General features: G+C 69.0%; 16 protein-coding genes. 15 read left to right on the forward strand and 1 reads right to left on the reverse strand.

The annotated features are described in order from the left end of the window. Nucleotides 1-7: 7 nt before the first annotated feature. From gad to tsaD, 7 genes are all read left to right on the forward strand, one after another. A complete protein-coding gene (gad, locus tag G6N68_RS03735; RefSeq protein WP_163708029.1) occupies nucleotides 8-1,393 on the forward strand; it encodes a glutamate decarboxylase in 1,386 nt (461 codons plus the stop codon). 84 nt (nucleotides 1,394-1,477) lie between these two features. Beyond that, nucleotides 1,478-2,647 carry an alanine racemase gene (gene alr / locus G6N68_RS03740; protein ID WP_163708032.1) on the forward strand — a complete coding sequence of 390 codons (1,170 nt, stop codon included), beginning with the start codon at nucleotides 1,478-1,480 and terminating at the stop codon, nucleotides 2,645-2,647. 53 nt (nucleotides 2,648-2,700) lie between these two features. After that, on the forward strand, nucleotides 2,701-3,765 hold the full coding sequence (locus tag G6N68_RS03745; RefSeq protein WP_205351450.1) for an alpha/beta fold hydrolase: 1,065 nt from the start codon (nucleotides 2,701-2,703) through the stop codon (nucleotides 3,763-3,765). Then, nucleotides 3,758-4,231 carry a tRNA (adenosine(37)-N6)-threonylcarbamoyltransferase complex ATPase subunit type 1 TsaE gene (tsaE, locus tag G6N68_RS03750; RefSeq protein WP_163708038.1) on the forward strand — a complete coding sequence of 158 codons (474 nt, stop codon included), beginning with the start codon at nucleotides 3,758-3,760 and terminating at the stop codon, nucleotides 4,229-4,231. Before G6N68_RS03745 ends, tsaE begins: the two co-directional genes overlap by 8 nt. Continuing rightward, nucleotides 4,225-4,851 (forward strand): tRNA (adenosine(37)-N6)-threonylcarbamoyltransferase complex dimerization subunit type 1 TsaB, encoded by a 627-nt coding sequence (gene tsaB, locus G6N68_RS03755; RefSeq protein ID WP_205351451.1) that lies wholly within the window; start codon nucleotides 4,225-4,227, stop codon nucleotides 4,849-4,851. The genes tsaE and tsaB overlap by 7 nt, the downstream gene beginning before the upstream one ends. A gap of 47 nt (nucleotides 4,852-4,898) precedes the next feature. Then, nucleotides 4,899-5,366 carry a ribosomal protein S18-alanine N-acetyltransferase gene (gene rimI / locus G6N68_RS03760; protein WP_163708043.1) on the forward strand — a complete coding sequence of 156 codons (468 nt, stop codon included), beginning with the start codon at nucleotides 4,899-4,901 and terminating at the stop codon, nucleotides 5,364-5,366. Then, a complete protein-coding gene (gene tsaD, locus G6N68_RS03765; RefSeq protein WP_163708047.1) occupies nucleotides 5,363-6,385 on the forward strand; it encodes a tRNA (adenosine(37)-N6)-threonylcarbamoyltransferase complex transferase subunit TsaD in 1,023 nt (340 codons plus the stop codon). The genes rimI and tsaD overlap by 4 nt, the downstream gene beginning before the upstream one ends. 229 nt (nucleotides 6,386-6,614) lie before the next feature. Here tsaD and G6N68_RS03770 read toward each other — a convergent pair whose 3' ends face one another. Continuing rightward, nucleotides 6,615-9,935 carry a PE family protein gene (locus G6N68_RS03770; RefSeq protein WP_240355358.1) on the reverse strand — a complete coding sequence of 1,107 codons (3,321 nt, stop codon included), beginning with the start codon at nucleotides 9,933-9,935 and terminating at the stop codon, nucleotides 6,615-6,617. Between the two features lie 693 nt (nucleotides 9,936-10,628). On the opposite strand from G6N68_RS03770, the gene groES reads away from it, so the two are divergent. The 8 genes from groES (at nucleotide 10,629) to G6N68_RS31945 (ending at nucleotide 16,216) form a co-directional block, all read left to right on the forward strand. After that, the gene (gene groES, locus G6N68_RS03775; protein WP_011739140.1) at nucleotides 10,629-10,931 is read left to right on the forward strand and encodes a co-chaperone GroES; all 303 of its coding nucleotides are present in this window, start codon (nucleotides 10,629-10,631) and stop codon (nucleotides 10,929-10,931) included. A gap of 80 nt (nucleotides 10,932-11,011) precedes the next feature. Then, nucleotides 11,012-12,634, forward strand: a complete 1,623-nt coding sequence (groL, locus tag G6N68_RS03780) for a chaperonin GroEL (RefSeq protein WP_163708052.1) — start codon at nucleotides 11,012-11,014, stop codon at nucleotides 12,632-12,634. 610 nt (nucleotides 12,635-13,244) lie between these two features. Continuing rightward, nucleotides 13,245-13,520, forward strand: a complete 276-nt coding sequence (locus G6N68_RS30075) for a reverse transcriptase family protein (protein WP_205351229.1) — start codon at nucleotides 13,245-13,247, stop codon at nucleotides 13,518-13,520. A 70-nt stretch (nucleotides 13,521-13,590) separates the two neighbouring features. After that, complete coding sequence (locus G6N68_RS03785) at nucleotides 13,591-14,496, forward strand: reverse transcriptase domain-containing protein (RefSeq protein WP_205351230.1); 906 nt, start codon at nucleotides 13,591-13,593, stop codon at nucleotides 14,494-14,496. A 240-nt stretch (nucleotides 14,497-14,736) separates the two neighbouring features. After that, on the forward strand, nucleotides 14,737-15,024 hold the full coding sequence (locus G6N68_RS03790) for a hypothetical protein (protein ID WP_163708055.1): 288 nt from the start codon (nucleotides 14,737-14,739) through the stop codon (nucleotides 15,022-15,024). A gap of 53 nt (nucleotides 15,025-15,077) precedes the next feature. Next, nucleotides 15,078-15,371, forward strand: a complete 294-nt coding sequence (locus tag G6N68_RS30080) for a reverse transcriptase family protein (protein WP_205351232.1) — start codon at nucleotides 15,078-15,080, stop codon at nucleotides 15,369-15,371. A 186-nt stretch (nucleotides 15,372-15,557) separates the two neighbouring features. After that, nucleotides 15,558-15,977, forward strand: a complete 420-nt coding sequence (locus G6N68_RS30085) for a reverse transcriptase domain-containing protein (protein WP_205351233.1) — start codon at nucleotides 15,558-15,560, stop codon at nucleotides 15,975-15,977. Between the two features lie 23 nt (nucleotides 15,978-16,000). Continuing rightward, nucleotides 16,001-16,216, forward strand: coding sequence for a group II intron maturase-specific domain-containing protein (locus G6N68_RS31945; protein WP_371871530.1), 216 nt, complete (start codon nucleotides 16,001-16,003; stop codon nucleotides 16,214-16,216). Nucleotides 16,217-16,223: the final 7 nt, after the last annotated feature.

The following is a 16,223-nucleotide window of genomic DNA, read 5'->3' on the forward strand; positions in this document are numbered from 1 at the left end:
ATCCGTCATGGCATCACACCACCCGTCCGTTCCGGGGCACTCGATCGCGCCCGCATACACCGGCCGACTGTTCAACGCTCCGATCCCCGCGCTGCGGATGCCCGAGGAGTCGATGGATCCCGAAGCCGCCTACCGCTTCATCCACGACGAACTGATGCTCGACGGCAGTTCGCGGCTGAACCTGGCCACGTTCGTGACGACCTGGATGGATCCCCAGGCCGGACAGCTGATGGCCGAAACGTTCGACAAGAACATGATCGACAAGGACGAGTACCCGGCGACCGCGGCGATCGAGCAGCGCTGCGTGTGCATGGTGGCCGACCTGTTCCACGCCGAGAACCTGCGCGACGACGACCCGTCCAGCGCCATCGGGGTCTCGACCATCGGGTCCAGCGAGGCGGTGATGCTGGGCGGGCTGGCGCTGAAATGGCGGTGGCGTCAGCGCGTCGGCAAGGGCTGGGAAGGGCGCACGCCGAATCTGGTGCTGGGGTCCAACGTGCAGGTGGTGTGGGAGAAGTTCTGCCGTTACTTCGACGTCGAGCCGCGCTACCTGCCGATGGAAGAGGGGCGCTACGTCATCACCCCGGAGCAGGTGGTGGACGCCGTCGACGAAAACACCATCGGCGTGGTGGCCATTCTGGGCACCACCTACACCGGTGAGCTCGAACCCATCGCGGAAATCTGCGCGGCGTTGGACAAGCTGGCCGCGGGGGGCGGGGTCGACGTCCCGGTGCACGTCGACGCCGCCAGCGGCGGCTTCGTGGTGCCGTTCCTGCATCCGGACCTGAAGTGGGATTTCCGGCTGCCGCGGGTGGTGTCCATCAACGTCAGCGGGCACAAGTACGGGCTGACCTACCCGGGCATCGGGTTCGTGGTGTGGCGCAGCGCCGAGCATCTTCCCGAGGAGCTGATCTTCCGGGTCAACTACCTGGGCGGCGACATGCCGACCTTCACGTTGAACTTCTCCCGTCCCGGCAACCAGGTGGTCGGGCAGTACTACAACTTCCTGCGGCTGGGCCGCGAGGGATATACGAAGGTCATGCAGTCCCTGTCGCAGACGGCGCGGTGGCTCGGCGAGCAGTTGCGGACGGGCGAGCACATGGAGCTGATCTCGGACGGTTCTGCGATCCCGGTGGTCGCGTTCCGACTGGCCCGCGACCGCGGGTACACCGAGTTCGACGTCTCTCACGAACTGCGGACCTTCGGATGGCAGGTGCCCGCGTACACCATGCCCGACAACGCCACGCACATCTCCGTGCTGCGCATCGTGGTGCGGGAAGGATTCTCCGCCGACCTGGCCCGGGCCCTGCACGACGACGCCGTCACCGCGCTGCGCACCCTGGACAAGGTAAAGCCGGGCGGACATTACGACGGCCAGCATTTTGCCCATTGACCAGGCGCTATCCGGGCCGGTTGGGCGCCGTCACACACCGTCGCCCGGATCGCGCGGCGACGCGCATCAGCCGGTTCTGGGACAATGGCGGCCGTGCACGCTACGTCGACATCGCTGACACCGGGAGTACTGGCCGAGGCGGTCGTCGACCTGGGCGCCATCCAACACAACGTGCGGGTGCTGCGCGAACACGCCGGTGACGCGCAGGTGATGGCCGTGGTCAAGGCGGACGGTTACGGCCACGGCGCCACCCGGGTGGCGCACGCCGCGCTCGCCGCTGGAGCCACCGAACTGGGCGTCGCCACCGTGGACGAGGCACTGGCTTTGCGGGCCGACGGCATCACCGCCCCCGTGCTGGCCTGGCTGCACCCGCCCGGCATCGACTTCGCGCCCGCGCTGCAGGCCAACGTGGAGATCGCCGTGTCCTCGGTGCGCCAGCTCGACGAGTTGCTGGACGCGGTGCGGCGGACCGGCGTCCCCGCCACGGTCACTGTCAAGGTCGACACCGGACTGAACCGCAACGGCGTACCGGCGAAGCTGTACCCGGCGATGTTGACCGCGTTGCGCGCGGCCGTCGCCGAGGAGACCATCCGGCTGCGCGGGCTGATGTCGCACATGGTCTACGCCGACGCACCGGACAAGTCCATCAACGACGTGCAGGCCCAACGGTTTAAGGACATGCTGGCGCATGCCCGCGAAAAGGGCGTGAAGTTCGAGGTCGCGCACCTGTCGAACTCCTCGGCCACCCTGGCCCGGCCCGACCTGACGCTGGACCTGGTGCGGCCCGGCATCGCGGTGTACGGCCTGAGCCCGGTGCCCAAGTTGGGTGACATGGGTCTGGTGCCAGCGATGACACTGAAATGTGCTGTGGCACTGGTGAAGTCGATACCAGCGGGTGGCGGGGTCTCGTACGGACACGATTGGGTCGCGCCGCGCGACACCACCGTTGCGCTGCTGCCTATCGGCTACGCCGACGGTGTGTTCCGCTCTTTGGGCGGGCGGCTCGAGGTGATGATCAACGGCAAGCGGCGACCGGGGGTGGGACGGGTCTGTATGGATCAGTTCGTCGTCGACCTGGGACCCGGACCCGTCGACGTCAGCGAAGGTGACGAGGCGATCCTGTTCGGACCAGGCAGCATCGGCGAGCCCACCGCCCAGGACTGGGCCGACCTCGCCGGAACCATCCACTACGAGATCGTCACCAGCCCACGGGGTCGCATCACCAGGACCTATCGCGAGGCCGAAAAACCTTGAGCGACGAGGATGCCCGCAAGCGTCAGAAGGCATGGCTTGCGGGTAGCGCAGGGCTGACAGCGGTGGCCACGATCGTGGGCGCCTCGGCGCGGCGATCGCTCGCCGAACGCAGCAGCGTCATCGAAGACCCGTGGGCCGACGAGGATTTCGACCGACTGGACAGCGACCCCGCCACCGTGGTGATGACGCCGGACGGGGTGGAGCTGGCGGTTCGCGAGGCCGGCCCGGAGGACGCCCCGCTGACCATCGTGTTCGCGCACGGATTCTGTTTGCACATGGGCGCCTTCCACTTTCAGCGGACCCGGCTCGGCGAGCATTACGGCTCGCGGGTGCGGATGGTCTTCTACGACCAGCGCGGGCACGGCCAGTCCGGGCAGGGAGAGCCCGAGTCCTACACGCTGACCCAACTCGGGCAGGACCTGGAAACCGTGCTGCAGGCCACCGCACCCCGCGGATTGGTCGTGCTGGTGGGCCACTCCATGGGTGGCATGACGGTGCTGTCACACGCCCGGCAATTCCCCGAGCGGTACGGCAAGCGGATCGTGGGTGCGGCGTTGTTGTCGTCGGCCGCAGAGGGCGTGACGCGCTCACCGCTGGGCGAGTTCCTCAAGAACCCGGCACTCAACGCCGTACGGTTCACCGCCAAATCCGCGCCGAAGCTGTTGGACCGGGGCCGCAACGTATCTCGATCGTTGATCGGCCCCATCCTGCGGGCCGCCTCCTACAGCGACCTGAAGGTCAGCCGGAGCCTGGATGCGTTCTCCCAGCGGATGATGAACGGCACCCCGATCGCCACCTTGGTGGGCTTCCTGCGGGCCCTGGAAACGCACGACGAGACCGGGGGATTGTGGACGCTGCTCAAGATCCCGACGCTGGTGGTCTGCGGCGATCACGACCTGCTCACCCCGGACGAGTACTCGCGGTTGATGGCGGCCTCGCTGCCGCAGTCCGAACTGGTGATCGTCGAAGGGGCCAGCCACCTGGCGTTGCTCGACAAGCCCGATCCGATCAATGAGGGTCTGATCCGGCTCGTCGAGCGGGCCGTCCCGAACAGGCTGACGTTGCGATACCGCCGATTCGGCGAGCGGCTCCGAGAACGGTTTCGGCGTCATGGTTAGCGCGGCCCGGACCGGCGGGGGCACCGCAACCTGCGGGCGCGTCGAGGACACCATCGCCCTCGGCTCCCGGCTGGGCGCCGAGCTGCGCGCCGGCGACGTGGTGGTGTTGTCCGGTCCGCTCGGCGCGGGAAAGACGGTGTTGGCCAAGGGGATTGCCGCAGCGATGGATGTCGACGGGCCGGTCACCTCGCCAACGTACGTGCTGGCCCGGGTGCACCCGGCGCGCCAGGCGGGCAAGCCGGCCATGATCCACGTCGACATGTACCGGTTGCTGGACCATCAGGGTGCGGACTTGCTCGGCGAACTCGACTCCCTCGACCTCGACACCGATCTCGAAGACGCCGTCGTGGTAGTGGAGTGGGGTGAAGGACTGGCCGAACGGCTCTCCGAACGTCACCTCGATGTCCGGCTGGAGCGAGTCAGCCACTCCGACACCAGGATTGCGACGTGGGAGTGGGGATCGTGAAGGTTGTTCTCGCGCTTGACACTTCGACGCCGGCGGTGACGGCGGGCATCGTTGGTCTCGATGATGTGCAGGTGCTGGCCGAGCGCGTCACGCTCGACGCCCGCGCGCACGCCGAACGGCTGACTCCCAACGTCCTGGCCGCGCTCGCCGATGCCGGGCTGACCATGGCCGACCTCGATGCCGTGGTAGTGGGTTGCGGGCCTGGGCCTTTCACCGGCCTGCGGGCCGGCATGGCCACCGCGGCGGCCTACGGGCATGCGCTGGACATTCCGGTGCACGGAGTGTGCAGCTTGGACGCCATTGGGGTGCTGACCACGGGTGACGTGCTGGTGGTGACGGACGCGCGTCGGCGCGAGGTCTACTGGGCGCGCTACCGCGACGGAGTCCGCACCGCGGGTCCGGACGTCAACGCCCCGGCCGACGTGGACCCCGGCTCGGCGCACGCGGTGGCCGGATCGCTTGAGCATGCGGCACTTTTCGACCTGCCGCGGATAGAGCCCGTCTACCCGACTGCGGCGGGCCTGGTGCGCGCGGTGCCCGACTTTTCGGCGCCGCCGGCGCCGCTGGTGGCGTTGTACCTGCGCCGGCCCGACGCCAAGCCCTTGGCGGCACGCTCATGACGCGCGCCGGTGACGATGCAGAGCGACGCGATGAGGAGGAGCGGCGCATGGCCCTAGACCTTGAGCCCGTCATTCTGGGCGCGCTGACCCGCGCGGACGCGCGCCGCTGCGCCGAGCTCGAAGCGGTGTTGTTCGACGGCGACGACCCGTGGCCGGCGGTCGCCTTCGAGCGCGAATTGGCCAGTGGGCGTAATCATTACGTGGGCGCGCGGATCGGGGACCTGTTGGTCGGGTACGCGGGGATCTCGCGACTGGGCCGCGTCGCACTGTTCGAATATGAAGTGCACACCATCGGGGTGGACCCGGCCTATCAGGGACGGGGCATCGGCCGCCGATTGCTCGAAGAGTTACTGGAATTCGCCGACGGCGGCGTGGTCTTTCTGGAGGTCCGCACCGACAACGAGGCCGCCATCGGGTTGTACCGCAGCGTGGGATTCGAGCAGATCGGACTGCGCAAGCGGTACTACCGAGTCAGCGGGGCCGACGCCTACACGATGCGGCGGGGGGCCCAGTGACCACCATTCTGGCCATCGAAACCTCTTGTGATGAAACGGGTGTCGGCATTGCGCGGCTGGAGCTCGACGGCAGCGTGACACTGTTGGCCGACGAGGTTGCCTCCAGTGTCGACGAGCACGTGCGGTTCGGCGGCGTGGTGCCCGAGATCGCTTCCCGCGCACACCTGGAGGCGCTCGGCCCCGCGATGCGGCGCGCGCTGGAAGCCGCCGGCCTGGCCAAGCCCGACGTTGTCGCGGCCACCATCGGGCCCGGGTTGGCCGGCGCGTTGTTGGTGGGAGTCGCTGCCGCCAAGGCTTATTCGGCCGCCTGGGAAGTGCCGTTCTACGCCGTGAACCACCTCGGCGGGCACTTGGCCGCCGACGTCTACGAACAGGGCCCGCTACCCGAGTGTGTGGCGCTGTTGGTGTCGGGCGGCCACACCCACCTCCTGCACGTACGGTCGCTCGGCGAGCCGATCGTCGAGTTGGGCAGCACCGTCGACGACGCCGCCGGTGAGGCCTACGACAAGGTGGCGCGGCTACTGGGTCTGGGTTATCCGGGCGGCAAGGTGCTTGACGATCTGGCGCGCACCGGGGACCGGGACGCCATCCCGTTCCCACGCGGGATGACCGGCCCGAACGACGACCCGTACGCGTTCAGCTTCTCCGGACTCAAGACCGCCGTCGCGCGCTATGTGGAGAGCCACCCCGATGCCGTGACCGCTGATGTCGCCGCCGGGTTTCAAGAGGCCGTCGCCGACGTCTTGACCAAGAAGGCGGTGCGCGCGGCGACCGACCGCGGTGTGTCGAACCTGCTGATCGCCGGGGGAGTGGCCGCGAACTCGCGGATCAGGGAACTGGCCACGCAACGCTGCGCCGAGGCGGGCCTGACCCTGCGCGTTCCCCGGCCGCGACTGTGCACGGACAACGGGGCGATGATCGCCGCGTTCGCCGCACAGCTCGTCGCGGCGGGAGCCGAACCGTCGCCGCTGGACGCGGCGAGCGACCCGGGACTGCCGGTGGTCGTGGGTCAGGTCTAGCCCAGGTCTAGCCCAGGTCTAGTCCCACCGCCGAGCGTCCCGCCGCCGAGCGTCCCGCCAGAGTGACCGCCGACGCCGAGCGTCACGCTGGCGCGGCACTCGGCGAGTGAGGGGCGGTTGGGCTGACGTCGGGCGTCCCGCCGCCGAGCGTCCCGCCGCCGAGCGTCCCGCCAGAGTGACCGCCGACGCCGAGCGTCACGCTGGCGCGGCACTCGGCGAGTGAGAGGCGTCAGCCCGGGGAGCCGCCGGTGCCGAAGCCGCCGCCGGTCCCGCCGGCGCCGCCAGTGAGGCCGTCCGGACCAGTGCCGGCGTCGCCCGCCGTACCGGCGGTGCCGGCTTTGCCGTTGGTAGAGGAGCTCTTGCCGCCGGTGCCGCCACCCCCGCCGGCGCCACCGGATCCGCCCCAGCCGCCCGCGCCCTCGCCGCTGCCGGTGCCACCCGCGCCGCCGGTGCCGCCGATGCTGCCGTCACCACCGGTACCGCCGGTAGAGGCGCTCGAGTTACCGCCGGCACCGCCCGTGCCGCCGGTTCCGCCGGCACCGCCATTGCCGCCGTTGCCGTCGCCGCCGCCGGCATTGCCGCCGACGCCGCCGGTTCCGGCGATACCGCCGGTTCCGCCGATACCGCCCTTGCCGTTGGTGTTGGCCAAGCCGCCGGCGCCACCGGCGCCAGCGGTGCCACCCTGACCGCCGGTGCCGCCGGAACCACCATCGGTTCCATTCCCACCGGCGCCGCCGGTGCCCGCGGCGCCACCGGTGCCGCCCGTTCCGCCGGTCGCGGTGCTGCCGACGGCGTTGCTGCTGCCGCCGGTGCCGCCGGTGCCGCCGGTGCCGCCTTGGCCACCGGTGCCACCAGCACCGCCGCCGACGCCGCCGATACCCGCTCCGCCGTCACCACCCACGCCGCCCGCGCCCCCGGTGCCACCCGACTTGCCCTCAGTAGGAGCCGCACCGTTGCTTCCAGCGGTACCCGTGGCTCCGGTACCGCCTTGGCCACCCGTGCCTCCGGTGCCGCCGGTGCCGATCTTCCCGTCCTGGCCGCCGTCAACCCCGAGCCCGGCCGCTCCGGCGGTGCCGCCGGAGCCACCCTTGCCGCCCTCTCCGGCGACATTTGCGCTGCCGACGGTGGTGTTGTTGCCGCCGGCACCGCCGGTGCCGCCGGTGCCGCCGTTGCCGCCCTGGCCGCCGTGGCCGCCGCCCTGACCCTCGATGCCGGCACCGCCGTCACCGCCTTGGCCTCCCGCGCCGGCCTTGCCGCCCTGACCGCCATTGGTCGGCGTGCCGCTGTTGGTGCCGGCGGTACCGGTGCCGCCATTGCCGCCATTGCCGCCCTTGCCGCCGGTGCCACCGGCGCCGATGTTGCCGTCGTCGCCGCCGTCAGTGCCGAGTCCTGCTGCGCCGGCCGCGCCGCCGGTGCCGCCCTTGCCGCCGTCGGCGCCGGCGCCACCGGTGGTGCCGGTGTTGCTGCCGCCGACGCCGCCGGTGCCTCCGGTGCCGCCGTTACCACCCTGACCGCCCTGGCCGCCGCCTTCGCCGTCGATACCGGCCCCGCCGGAACCACCCTGACCGCCGGCGCCGCCAGCGCCGCCCTGCTTCCCGCCGGTTGGTGCACTCGTGGAGTTGCTGCCCGCAGTGCCGGTGCCACCGCTGCCGCCGTTGCCGCCCGTGCCGCCCTGGCCGCCGGTCCCGTTCGCGCCGATCTCCCCGCCGTCGGTGCCGATACCGCCGGCCCCGGCCGTGCCGCCGGTGCCGCCCTTGCCGCCGGCGGCACCGTTACCACCGGCACTGGCGGTGTTGTTGCCGCCGTTTCCGCCGTTGCCGCCGGTCCCGCCGATGCCCCCGGTGCCGCCCTGGCCGCCGCCCACGCCGTTGATCCCGGCGCCGCCGTCGCCGCCGACGCCCCCCGCGCCGCCCTGGCCGCCCTGGCCGCCCTTGCCGGGCCCGGAGCCACTGCCGCCGGTGCTGCCGGTTGCCCCGGTACCGCCTCCACCGCCGGCGCCGCCCTGGCCGCCGGTGCCGTTCGACCCGTCCAAGCCGCCGTCCGTGCCGAGCCCGGCCGCACCGGCCGCGCCGCCGGTGCCGCCTTTACCGCCCGCGGCGGCGTTAGCGCCGTTGGTGCCGGTGTGCGAGCCACCCTTACCGCCTTCGCCGCCCTGGCCGCCTTGGCCACCGTTGCCACCGTTGCCGCCGCCCTGGCCGTCGACGCCGGCCCCACCCGCGCCACCTTGGCCGCCGGCGCCGCCCTGGAAGCCTTGCAGGCCCGGGGTCGGTGTGGTGGAGCTAGTGCCCGCGGCGCCCACATCGCCGACCCCGCCGTTGCCTCCGGAGCCACCGTTACCGCCGGTGCCGTTGCTGCCCGTCTTACCGACGGAACCCAACGGGCCGCCGGTGCCGCCGGCCCCGCCAACCCCGGCATTGCCGCCGGTGCCGCCCGTTCCACCGCTGCCGCCGTTCGTGGCGGAGCCCACGCCGGTGCCACCGGTGCCGCCGTCACCGCCCACGCCGCCCGAACCGCCGGCGCCGCCTGCACCGCCCACTCCGTAAATCCCCGCGTTGGCGCCGCCTGCGCCACCGGCACCGCCCGCTCCGCCGGCGGTGCCGTCACCGCCGGTCCCGCCACCTGCACTGCCCGTTTCACCTGTTGCGCCGTCTCCGCCGGCCCCGCCGTCGCCGCCGGAACCGGCGTTCCCGCCGAACAGTGCCCTGCTCGCGCCGCCGGCCCCGCCGTCCCCGCCGGCACCCCCGGCCACTCCGGTGGCACCTGCGCCTCCTTGGCCCCCGGCTCCGCCGTTCCCGCCGTGACCGCCGAACGTTCCACCGGCGCCGCCCGCGCCGCCGATGCCACCCACGCCGCCGGGCGTGATGGCAGCGCCACCGGCGCCGCCGACCCCCCCGTTACCGAACAGGCCGGCCCAACCGCCTGCTCCGCCTGCCTGGCCCGCGCCCCCGGCGCCGCCGGCCCCGCCGTTGCCGTACAGGATTCCGCCGGCCCCGCCAACGCCGCCGGACGCCCCGGCTCCGCCCGCGCCGCCGGCCCCGCCGTTACCGAACAGGCCCGCCGCGCCACCGACGCCGCCGGCCTGTCCGGCCGCCCCTGACCCGCCACTGCCGCCGTTGCCGAACAAGATGCCGCCGGCGCCACCCGCCTGGCCCGTCCCCGCGGCGCCGTTGGCGCCGTCGCCGATCAACGGGCGCTGGAACAGCGCCTGAGTCGGCGCATTGATCGCGTCCAAGATCTGCTGTTCGATCGCCTGCAACGGCGAAGCGTTGGCCGCCTCGGCCGCCGCATACGCCCCAGCGCCCGACCTCAGCGCCTGCACAAATTGGTCGTGAAAGGTGGCCGCCTGAGCGCCCAGCGCTTGATACTGCCGCGCGAACCCGCCGAACAGGGTCGCGATCGCTGCAGACACCTCGTCGGCGCCGGCCGCCGCAATCTGCGTCGTCGCACCGGCCGCGGCCGCATTGGCCGCCTGCACGGCCGAACCGATCCCACCCAACTCCGCCGACGCGCTACCGAGAAATTCAGGGGTGACAAAAATAAAAGAGGACAACTGAAGGCTCCTATTTCGGAAGACGATCTCAGCAGGATCCAGCCGGAATCCGCGAGACGTAGAAGGCAATTGGAGCGGACGATACCGCGAGGTCTTACGTCCGCAGCCCCAATTTCTGCAGCCTGATTCTATGGATATTGATTTGCTCCACGCTGATTCTTTGTCTACCCATATTGGCCGAACTATGTTGGTATCGTGGCGGATTCGACTGTTTGTCATCCGGTGGGCGCTCGTTCTCGAGTCCGGCAAGACGAGCAATTGTGTCCATCCGCCGCCCATTCGGTATTGGGGGAGCATGGCCCCCGTTAGTCCACATTTCGCGGAAGGCGAAATGCGCCGCTTGCGGATATGCGTAACGCGGTAGGCGTCCACGTGGGCCGGGCAATAACCTGGTGAAATGAGCCTCGCGACCGCGCGGTGACACAGTCCGGGCCCGCCGTCTCACGCAGGGCGAACGCAGGTCGGCGACACGGAAGCATCGGGGTACCCTTGAGTGCTAGCACTCTCGTGTATAGAGTGCTAGGTGGCAGTCGGAAAGCCCCTGTGTCGGCACCCGCGACGACGGCGCGAGGGCACCGGAAGACTGCCGAACACCTGGTAATTCGGACGTTCGGGCGGATGCCCCGAGCGGCCGTCAACTCGGTCCGGGGCTCGCGGTCCCGGACCCGATCCAAATAGTGGAGGGCTCCAATCGTGGCGAAGGTGAACATCAAGCCACTCGAGGACAAGATTCTCGTGCAGGCCAACGAGGCCGAGACCACGACCGCTTCCGGTCTGGTCATTCCCGACACCGCCAAGGAGAAGCCCCAAGAGGGCACCGTCGTCGCAGTCGGCCCCGGCCGTTGGGACGAGGACGGCGAGAAGAGGATTCCGCTCGACGTCGCCGAAGGTGACACCGTCATCTACAGCAAGTACGGCGGCACCGAAATCAAGTACGGCGGTGAGGAATACCTCATCCTGTCGGCGCGCGACGTGCTGGCTGTCGTTTCCAAGTAGAACCGTGTCCCGCCCCGGCGATCCCCGCGTATCAGCGCGGGTGATTTCCGGGGCGGCATGCGTAATGGGGAAGGACCCTGATGAGCAAGCTGATTGAGTACGACGAAATCGCGCGTCGCGCCATCGAGGCGGGCATGGACAAGCTCGCCGACACGGTACGGGTGACGCTGGGTCCGCGTGGTCGGCATGTGGTGCTGGCCAAGTCATTTGGCGGGCCCACGGTCACCAACGACGGCGTCACGGTCGCCCGCGAGATCGACCTGGAGGACCCGTTCGAGAACCTGGGTGCCCAACTGGTGAAGTCGGTGGCCACCAAGACCAACGACGTCGCGGGTGACGGCACCACCACCGCGACCGTGCTGGCACAGGCGTTGGTGAAGGCCGGGCTGCGCCTGGTTGCCGCCGGCGCCAACCCGATCGCGGTGGGGTCGGGCATCAGCAAGGCCGCCGACGCGGTGTCGGAGGCGTTGTTGGCCTCGGCCACACCGGTTTCCGGCAAGGAAGCCATCGCCCAGGTGGCTACGGTCTCCTCGCGGGACGCCGTCATCGGTGAGCTGGTCGGCGAGGCGATGAGCAAGGTCGGCCACGACGGCGTGGTGAGCGTCGAAGAATCGTCGACGCTGAACACCGAGTTGGAGTTCACCGAGGGCGTCGGCTTCGACAAGGGATTCTTGTCGGCCTACTTCGTCACCGACTTCGACTCCCAGGAGGCCGTGCTCGAGGACCCGCTGATCCTGTTGCACCAGGACAAGATCAGCTCGCTGCCCGACCTGCTGCCGCTGTTGGAGAAGGTCGCCGAGTCCGGCAAGCCGCTGCTGATCATCGCCGAAGACGTCGAGGGTGAAGCGCTGGCGACGCTGGTCGTCAACGCGATCCGCAAGACGCTCAAGGCCGTCGCGGTCAAGTCGCCGTACTTCGGCGACCGCCGCAAGGCATTCCTGCAGGACCTCGCTGTGGTTACCGGAGCCCAGGTGATCACTCCTGACACCGGACTGGTGTTGCGCGAGGTTGGTCTCGAGGTCTTGGGTTCGGCGCGACGCGTGGTGGTCAGTAAAGACGAGACCATCATCGTCGACGGCGCAGGCTCGGCGGAGGACGTTGCCCACCGCGTGAAGACCCTGCGTGCCGAGATCGAGGCCAGTGACTCCGACTGGGACCGCGAGAAACTGCAGGAGCGAGTGGCCAAGCTGGCCGGAGGCGTCGCCGTCATCCAGGTCGGCGCCGCGACCGAGACCGCACTCAAGGAACGCAAGGAGAGCGTCGAGGATGCCGTGGCTGCAGCCAAGGCTGCGGTCGAAGAGGGCATCGTCCCCGGCGGTGGGTCGGCGCTAGTCCACGCCCGCGAGGCGCTGAAGTCGCTGCGCGAGGAACTCAGTGGCGACGAGTTGCTGGGCGTTAACGCGTTCTCCGATGCCCTTGCGGCACCGCTGTATTGGATTGCGGCGAACGCTGGACTGGACGGCGCGGTCGCGGTCAGTAAGGTCAGTGAGCTACCGCCTGGCCACGGGCTGAACGCGGGCACGCTCGAGTACGGTGACCTTGCCGCCGCCGGCATTGTCGACCCGGTGAAGGTGACCCGGTCGGCGGTGCTCAACGCCTCGTCGGTGGCGCGCATGATCCTGACCACGGAGACGGCCGTCGTAGAAAAGCCGGCTGAGCCGGCCGACGATGGTCACGGGCACCACCACGGTCACGCGCACTAGTCAACAAGACGGAGCGCCCCGGTCAACTGGCCGGGGCGCTTTCGTTGTACGCCCAGCATGGGCATTCGCTAGGAGGTGTGAGTCCTCTGGAGGAGAAGGTGGTTTAACTCCGAGTCGATGGCAACTGCGTCACCGTGAGGTGGGGTGGGAAGGAAGCCGGAGACGAAGCCCTGCACCGAGGGACACGAACCGTATAGAAGGCATGCCGGTTGGGGTGAGCCAGCAACAGATGGTGAAGCCCGTTCCACCGAAGCGGCCGGTGTGTAAATGCGGCGGCGGCAGGGTGAAAGTGGATGTTCTTATCTGGGGAGATCTGTCCTGGTGCGTCGGTGCTGTGCGCCGGAGCGGCGTCGTTCGTGAGGGCGGCGCTGACGGGGCAGAAGTCAGCAGAGGCCGTAGTACCGGCGGGAATCAGATGTGCCGGGAAGGGCTGAACGTTGGGAATTGATGTTTCGAAGTGGTGCTTCTCGTGGATGTCGCGGTGATCGCAGCCAACCCACCGGCGGTGGGGCAGATGATGTGGAGGGACTGGTGAATCCGGAAGTGCCCTTGTCTGTGCAGTAGCGGTGTCTCGGCGGGTGCTGCCGAGGGTGTCAGGGGTGGCCAGGATTTGTGGGAGCAGGTGTTCGCGCCCGCGAATCTGGCTGTCGCGTTGGGACGTGTCGAACGCAATCGCGGTGCGGCCGGTGTCGATGGTGTCAGCGCGCAGGAGTTGCGTAACTGGTGCCGGGACAACTGGGCCGGAGTGCGGGAGGCGTTGGATGCGGGCACGTACCGTCCGATGCCGGTGCGTCAGGTGATGATTCCCAAACCTGATGGCGGGCAACGGAAGTTGGTGCCGACGGTGCTGGATCGGTTGATCCAGCAGGCGATCGCGCAGTGCTGACCCCGGTCTTTGATCCGGGGTTTGTGCCGGTCTCGTATGGGTTCCGGCCGGGCAAAGCGCCCACGACGCTGTGAAGGTCGCCAGGTTGGTGATCGAGCAGGGGTATCGGTGGGTGGTCGAGGTGGACCTGGATGCGTTCTTCGATCGGGTCAACCACGACGTGCTGATGGCCCGGGTTGCGCGGAAAGTGAACGACAAACGGCTGCTGAAGCTGATCCGCCGCTATTTGGAGGCGGGGATCATGGCCGATGGGGTGCGGCAGGCGGTGAGCCAGGGGACCCCACAGGGGTCGCCGTTATCGCCGCTGTTGTCGAACATCATGCTCGACGATTTCGATCAGGAGTTCTGGGCGCGTGGGCACCGGTTTGTCCGCTACGCCGACGATATCCGGGTCTTTGTGAAATCGAAGCGGGCGGCCGAGCGGGTGCTCGAACAGGGCACTCGGCTGCTGGAGCAGCGGTTGAAGTTGAGGGTGAACCAGGCCAAGTCCTCGATCGCCCCGGCGACGACAGCTGTGTTGCTGGGGTTCGGGTTCTTCACTACCTCCGGGGTCAAGATCCGGGTCGCGCCCAAGGCGTGGCAGCGGGCCAAAGCCCGCATCCGGTCGTTGACGTCGCGGCGGTGGAGTGTGGCCATGGAGTACCGCATCATGCGGCTGAACCAATACGTCCGGGGCTGGATGGGGTACTTCCGCCTAGCGGACACACCCCGCAAGTTCCGGGATCTGGATGAGTGGTTCCGCCGTCGACTGCGCCAAATCCGCTGGAAGGAATGGAAACGCGTCCGCACCAAGGTCGCGAACCTGCGTACACTCGGGATCCGGGCCGACCTGGCCTGGCAATGGGGCATGAGCAGCCGCGGCTACTGGCGAATCGCGGGCTCGCCCGTCCTGACGCGGGCACTGCCCAACCGATACTGGGACCGGCAGGGCCTCATCACGTTTCACCACGCCTGGGCCAGATTCCACACGACCTAGCGAACCGCCGGATGCGAGGCCCGCACGTCCGGTGGTGAGAGAGGGGGCCGGTCAACCCGGCCCCCTACTCGATGTACGCCCAGCATGGGCATTCGCTAGGAGGTGTGAGTCCTCTGGAGGAGAAGGTGGTTTAACTCCGAGTCGATGGCAACTGCGTCACCGTGAGGTGGGTGGGAAGGAAGCCGGAGACGAAGCCCTGCACCGAGGGACACGAACCGTATAGAAGGCATGCCGGTTGGGGTGAGCCAGCAACAGATGGTGAAGCCCGTTCCACCGAAGCGGCCGGTGTGTAAATGCGGCGGCGGCAGGGTGAAAGTGGATGTTCTTATCTGGGGAGATCTGGGTGCGTCGGTGCTGGCGCCGGAGCGGCTGTTCGTGAGGGCGGCGCTGACGGGGCAGAAGGCAGAGTGTGCAGATGTGCCGGGAAGGGCTGAACGTTGGGAATTGATGTTTCGAAGTGGTGCTGTGGATGTCGCGGTGGCAGCCAACCCACCGGCGGTGGGGCAGATGATGTGGAGGGACTGGTGAATCCGGAAGGCCCTTGTCTGTGCGTAGCGGTGTCTCGGCGGGTGCTGCCGAGGGTGTCAGGCCAGGATTTGTGGGAGCAGGTGTTCGCGCCCGCGAATCTGGCTGTCGCGTTGGGACGTGTCGAACGCAATCGCGGTGCGGCCGGTGTCGATGGTGTCAGCGCGCAGGAGTTGCGTAACTGGTGCCGGGACAACTGGGCCGGAGTGCGGGAGGCGTTGGATGCGGGCACGTACCGTCCGATGCCGGTGCGTCAGGTGATGATTCCCAAACCTGATGGCGGGCAACGGAAGTTGGGGGTGCCGACGGTGCTGGATCGGTTGATCCAGCAGGCGATCGCGCAGTGCTGACCCCGGTCTTTGATCCGGGGTTTGTGCCGGTCTCGTATGGGTTCCGGCCGGGCAAAGCGCCCACGACGCTGTGAAGGTCGCCAGGTTGGTGATCGAGCAGGGGTATCGGTGGGTGGTCGAGGTGGACCTGGATGCGTTCTTCGATCGGGTCAACCACGACGTGCTGATGGCCCGGTTGCGCGGAAAGTGAACGACAAACGGCTGCTGAAGCTGATCCGCCGCTATTTGGAGGCGGGGATCATGGCCGATGGGGTGCGGCAGGCGGTGAGCCAGGGACCCCACAGGTCGCCGTTATCGCCGCTGTTGTCGAACATCATGCTCGACGATTTCGATCAGGAGTTCTGGGCGCGTGGGCACCGGTTTGTCCGCTACGCCGACGATATCCGGGTCTTTGTGAAATCGAAGCGGGCGGCCGAGCGGGTGCTCGAACAGGGCACTCGGCTGCTGGAGCAGCGGTTGAAGTTGAGGGTGAACCAGGCCAAGTCCTCGATCGCCCCGGCGACGACAGCTGTGTTGCTGGGGTTCGGGTTCTTCACTACCTCCGGGGTCAAGATCCGGGTCGCGCCCAAGGCGTGGCAGCGGCCAAAGCCCGCATCCGGTCGTTGACGTCGCGGCGGTGGAGTGTGGCCATGGAGTACCGCATCATGCGGCTGAACCAATACGTCCGGGGCTGGATGGGGTACTTCCGCCTAGCGGACACACCCGCAAGTTCCGGGATCTGGATGAGTGGTTCCGCCGTCGACTGCGCCAAATCCGCTGGAAGGAATGGAAACGCGTCCGCACCAAGGTCGCGAACCTGCGTGCACTCGGGATCCGGGCCGACCTGGCCTGGCAATGGGGCATGAGCAGCCG

Origin of the sequence: Mycobacterium bourgelatii (assembly GCF_010723575.1) — a bacterium.
Lineage (GTDB): Bacteria > Actinomycetota > Actinomycetes > Mycobacteriales > Mycobacteriaceae > Mycobacterium > Mycobacterium bourgelatii.

Coding starts and splice junctions, on each gene's coding strand:
- gad (WP_163708029.1), top strand. CDS start 8: ATGGCATCACACCACCCGTCCGTTCCGGGGCACTCGATCGCGCCCGCA.
- alr (WP_163708032.1), top strand. CDS start 1,478: ATGGCGGCCGTGCACGCTACGTCGACATCGCTGACACCGGGAGTACTG.
- tsaE (WP_163708038.1), top strand. CDS start 3,758: ATGGTTAGCGCGGCCCGGACCGGCGGGGGCACCGCAACCTGCGGGCGC.
- rimI (WP_163708043.1), top strand. CDS start 4,899: ATGGCCCTAGACCTTGAGCCCGTCATTCTGGGCGCGCTGACCCGCGCG.
- groL (WP_163708052.1), top strand. CDS start 11,012: ATGAGCAAGCTGATTGAGTACGACGAAATCGCGCGTCGCGCCATCGAG.
- G6N68_RS31945 (WP_371871530.1), top strand. CDS start 16,001: ATGGAGTACCGCATCATGCGGCTGAACCAATACGTCCGGGGCTGGATG.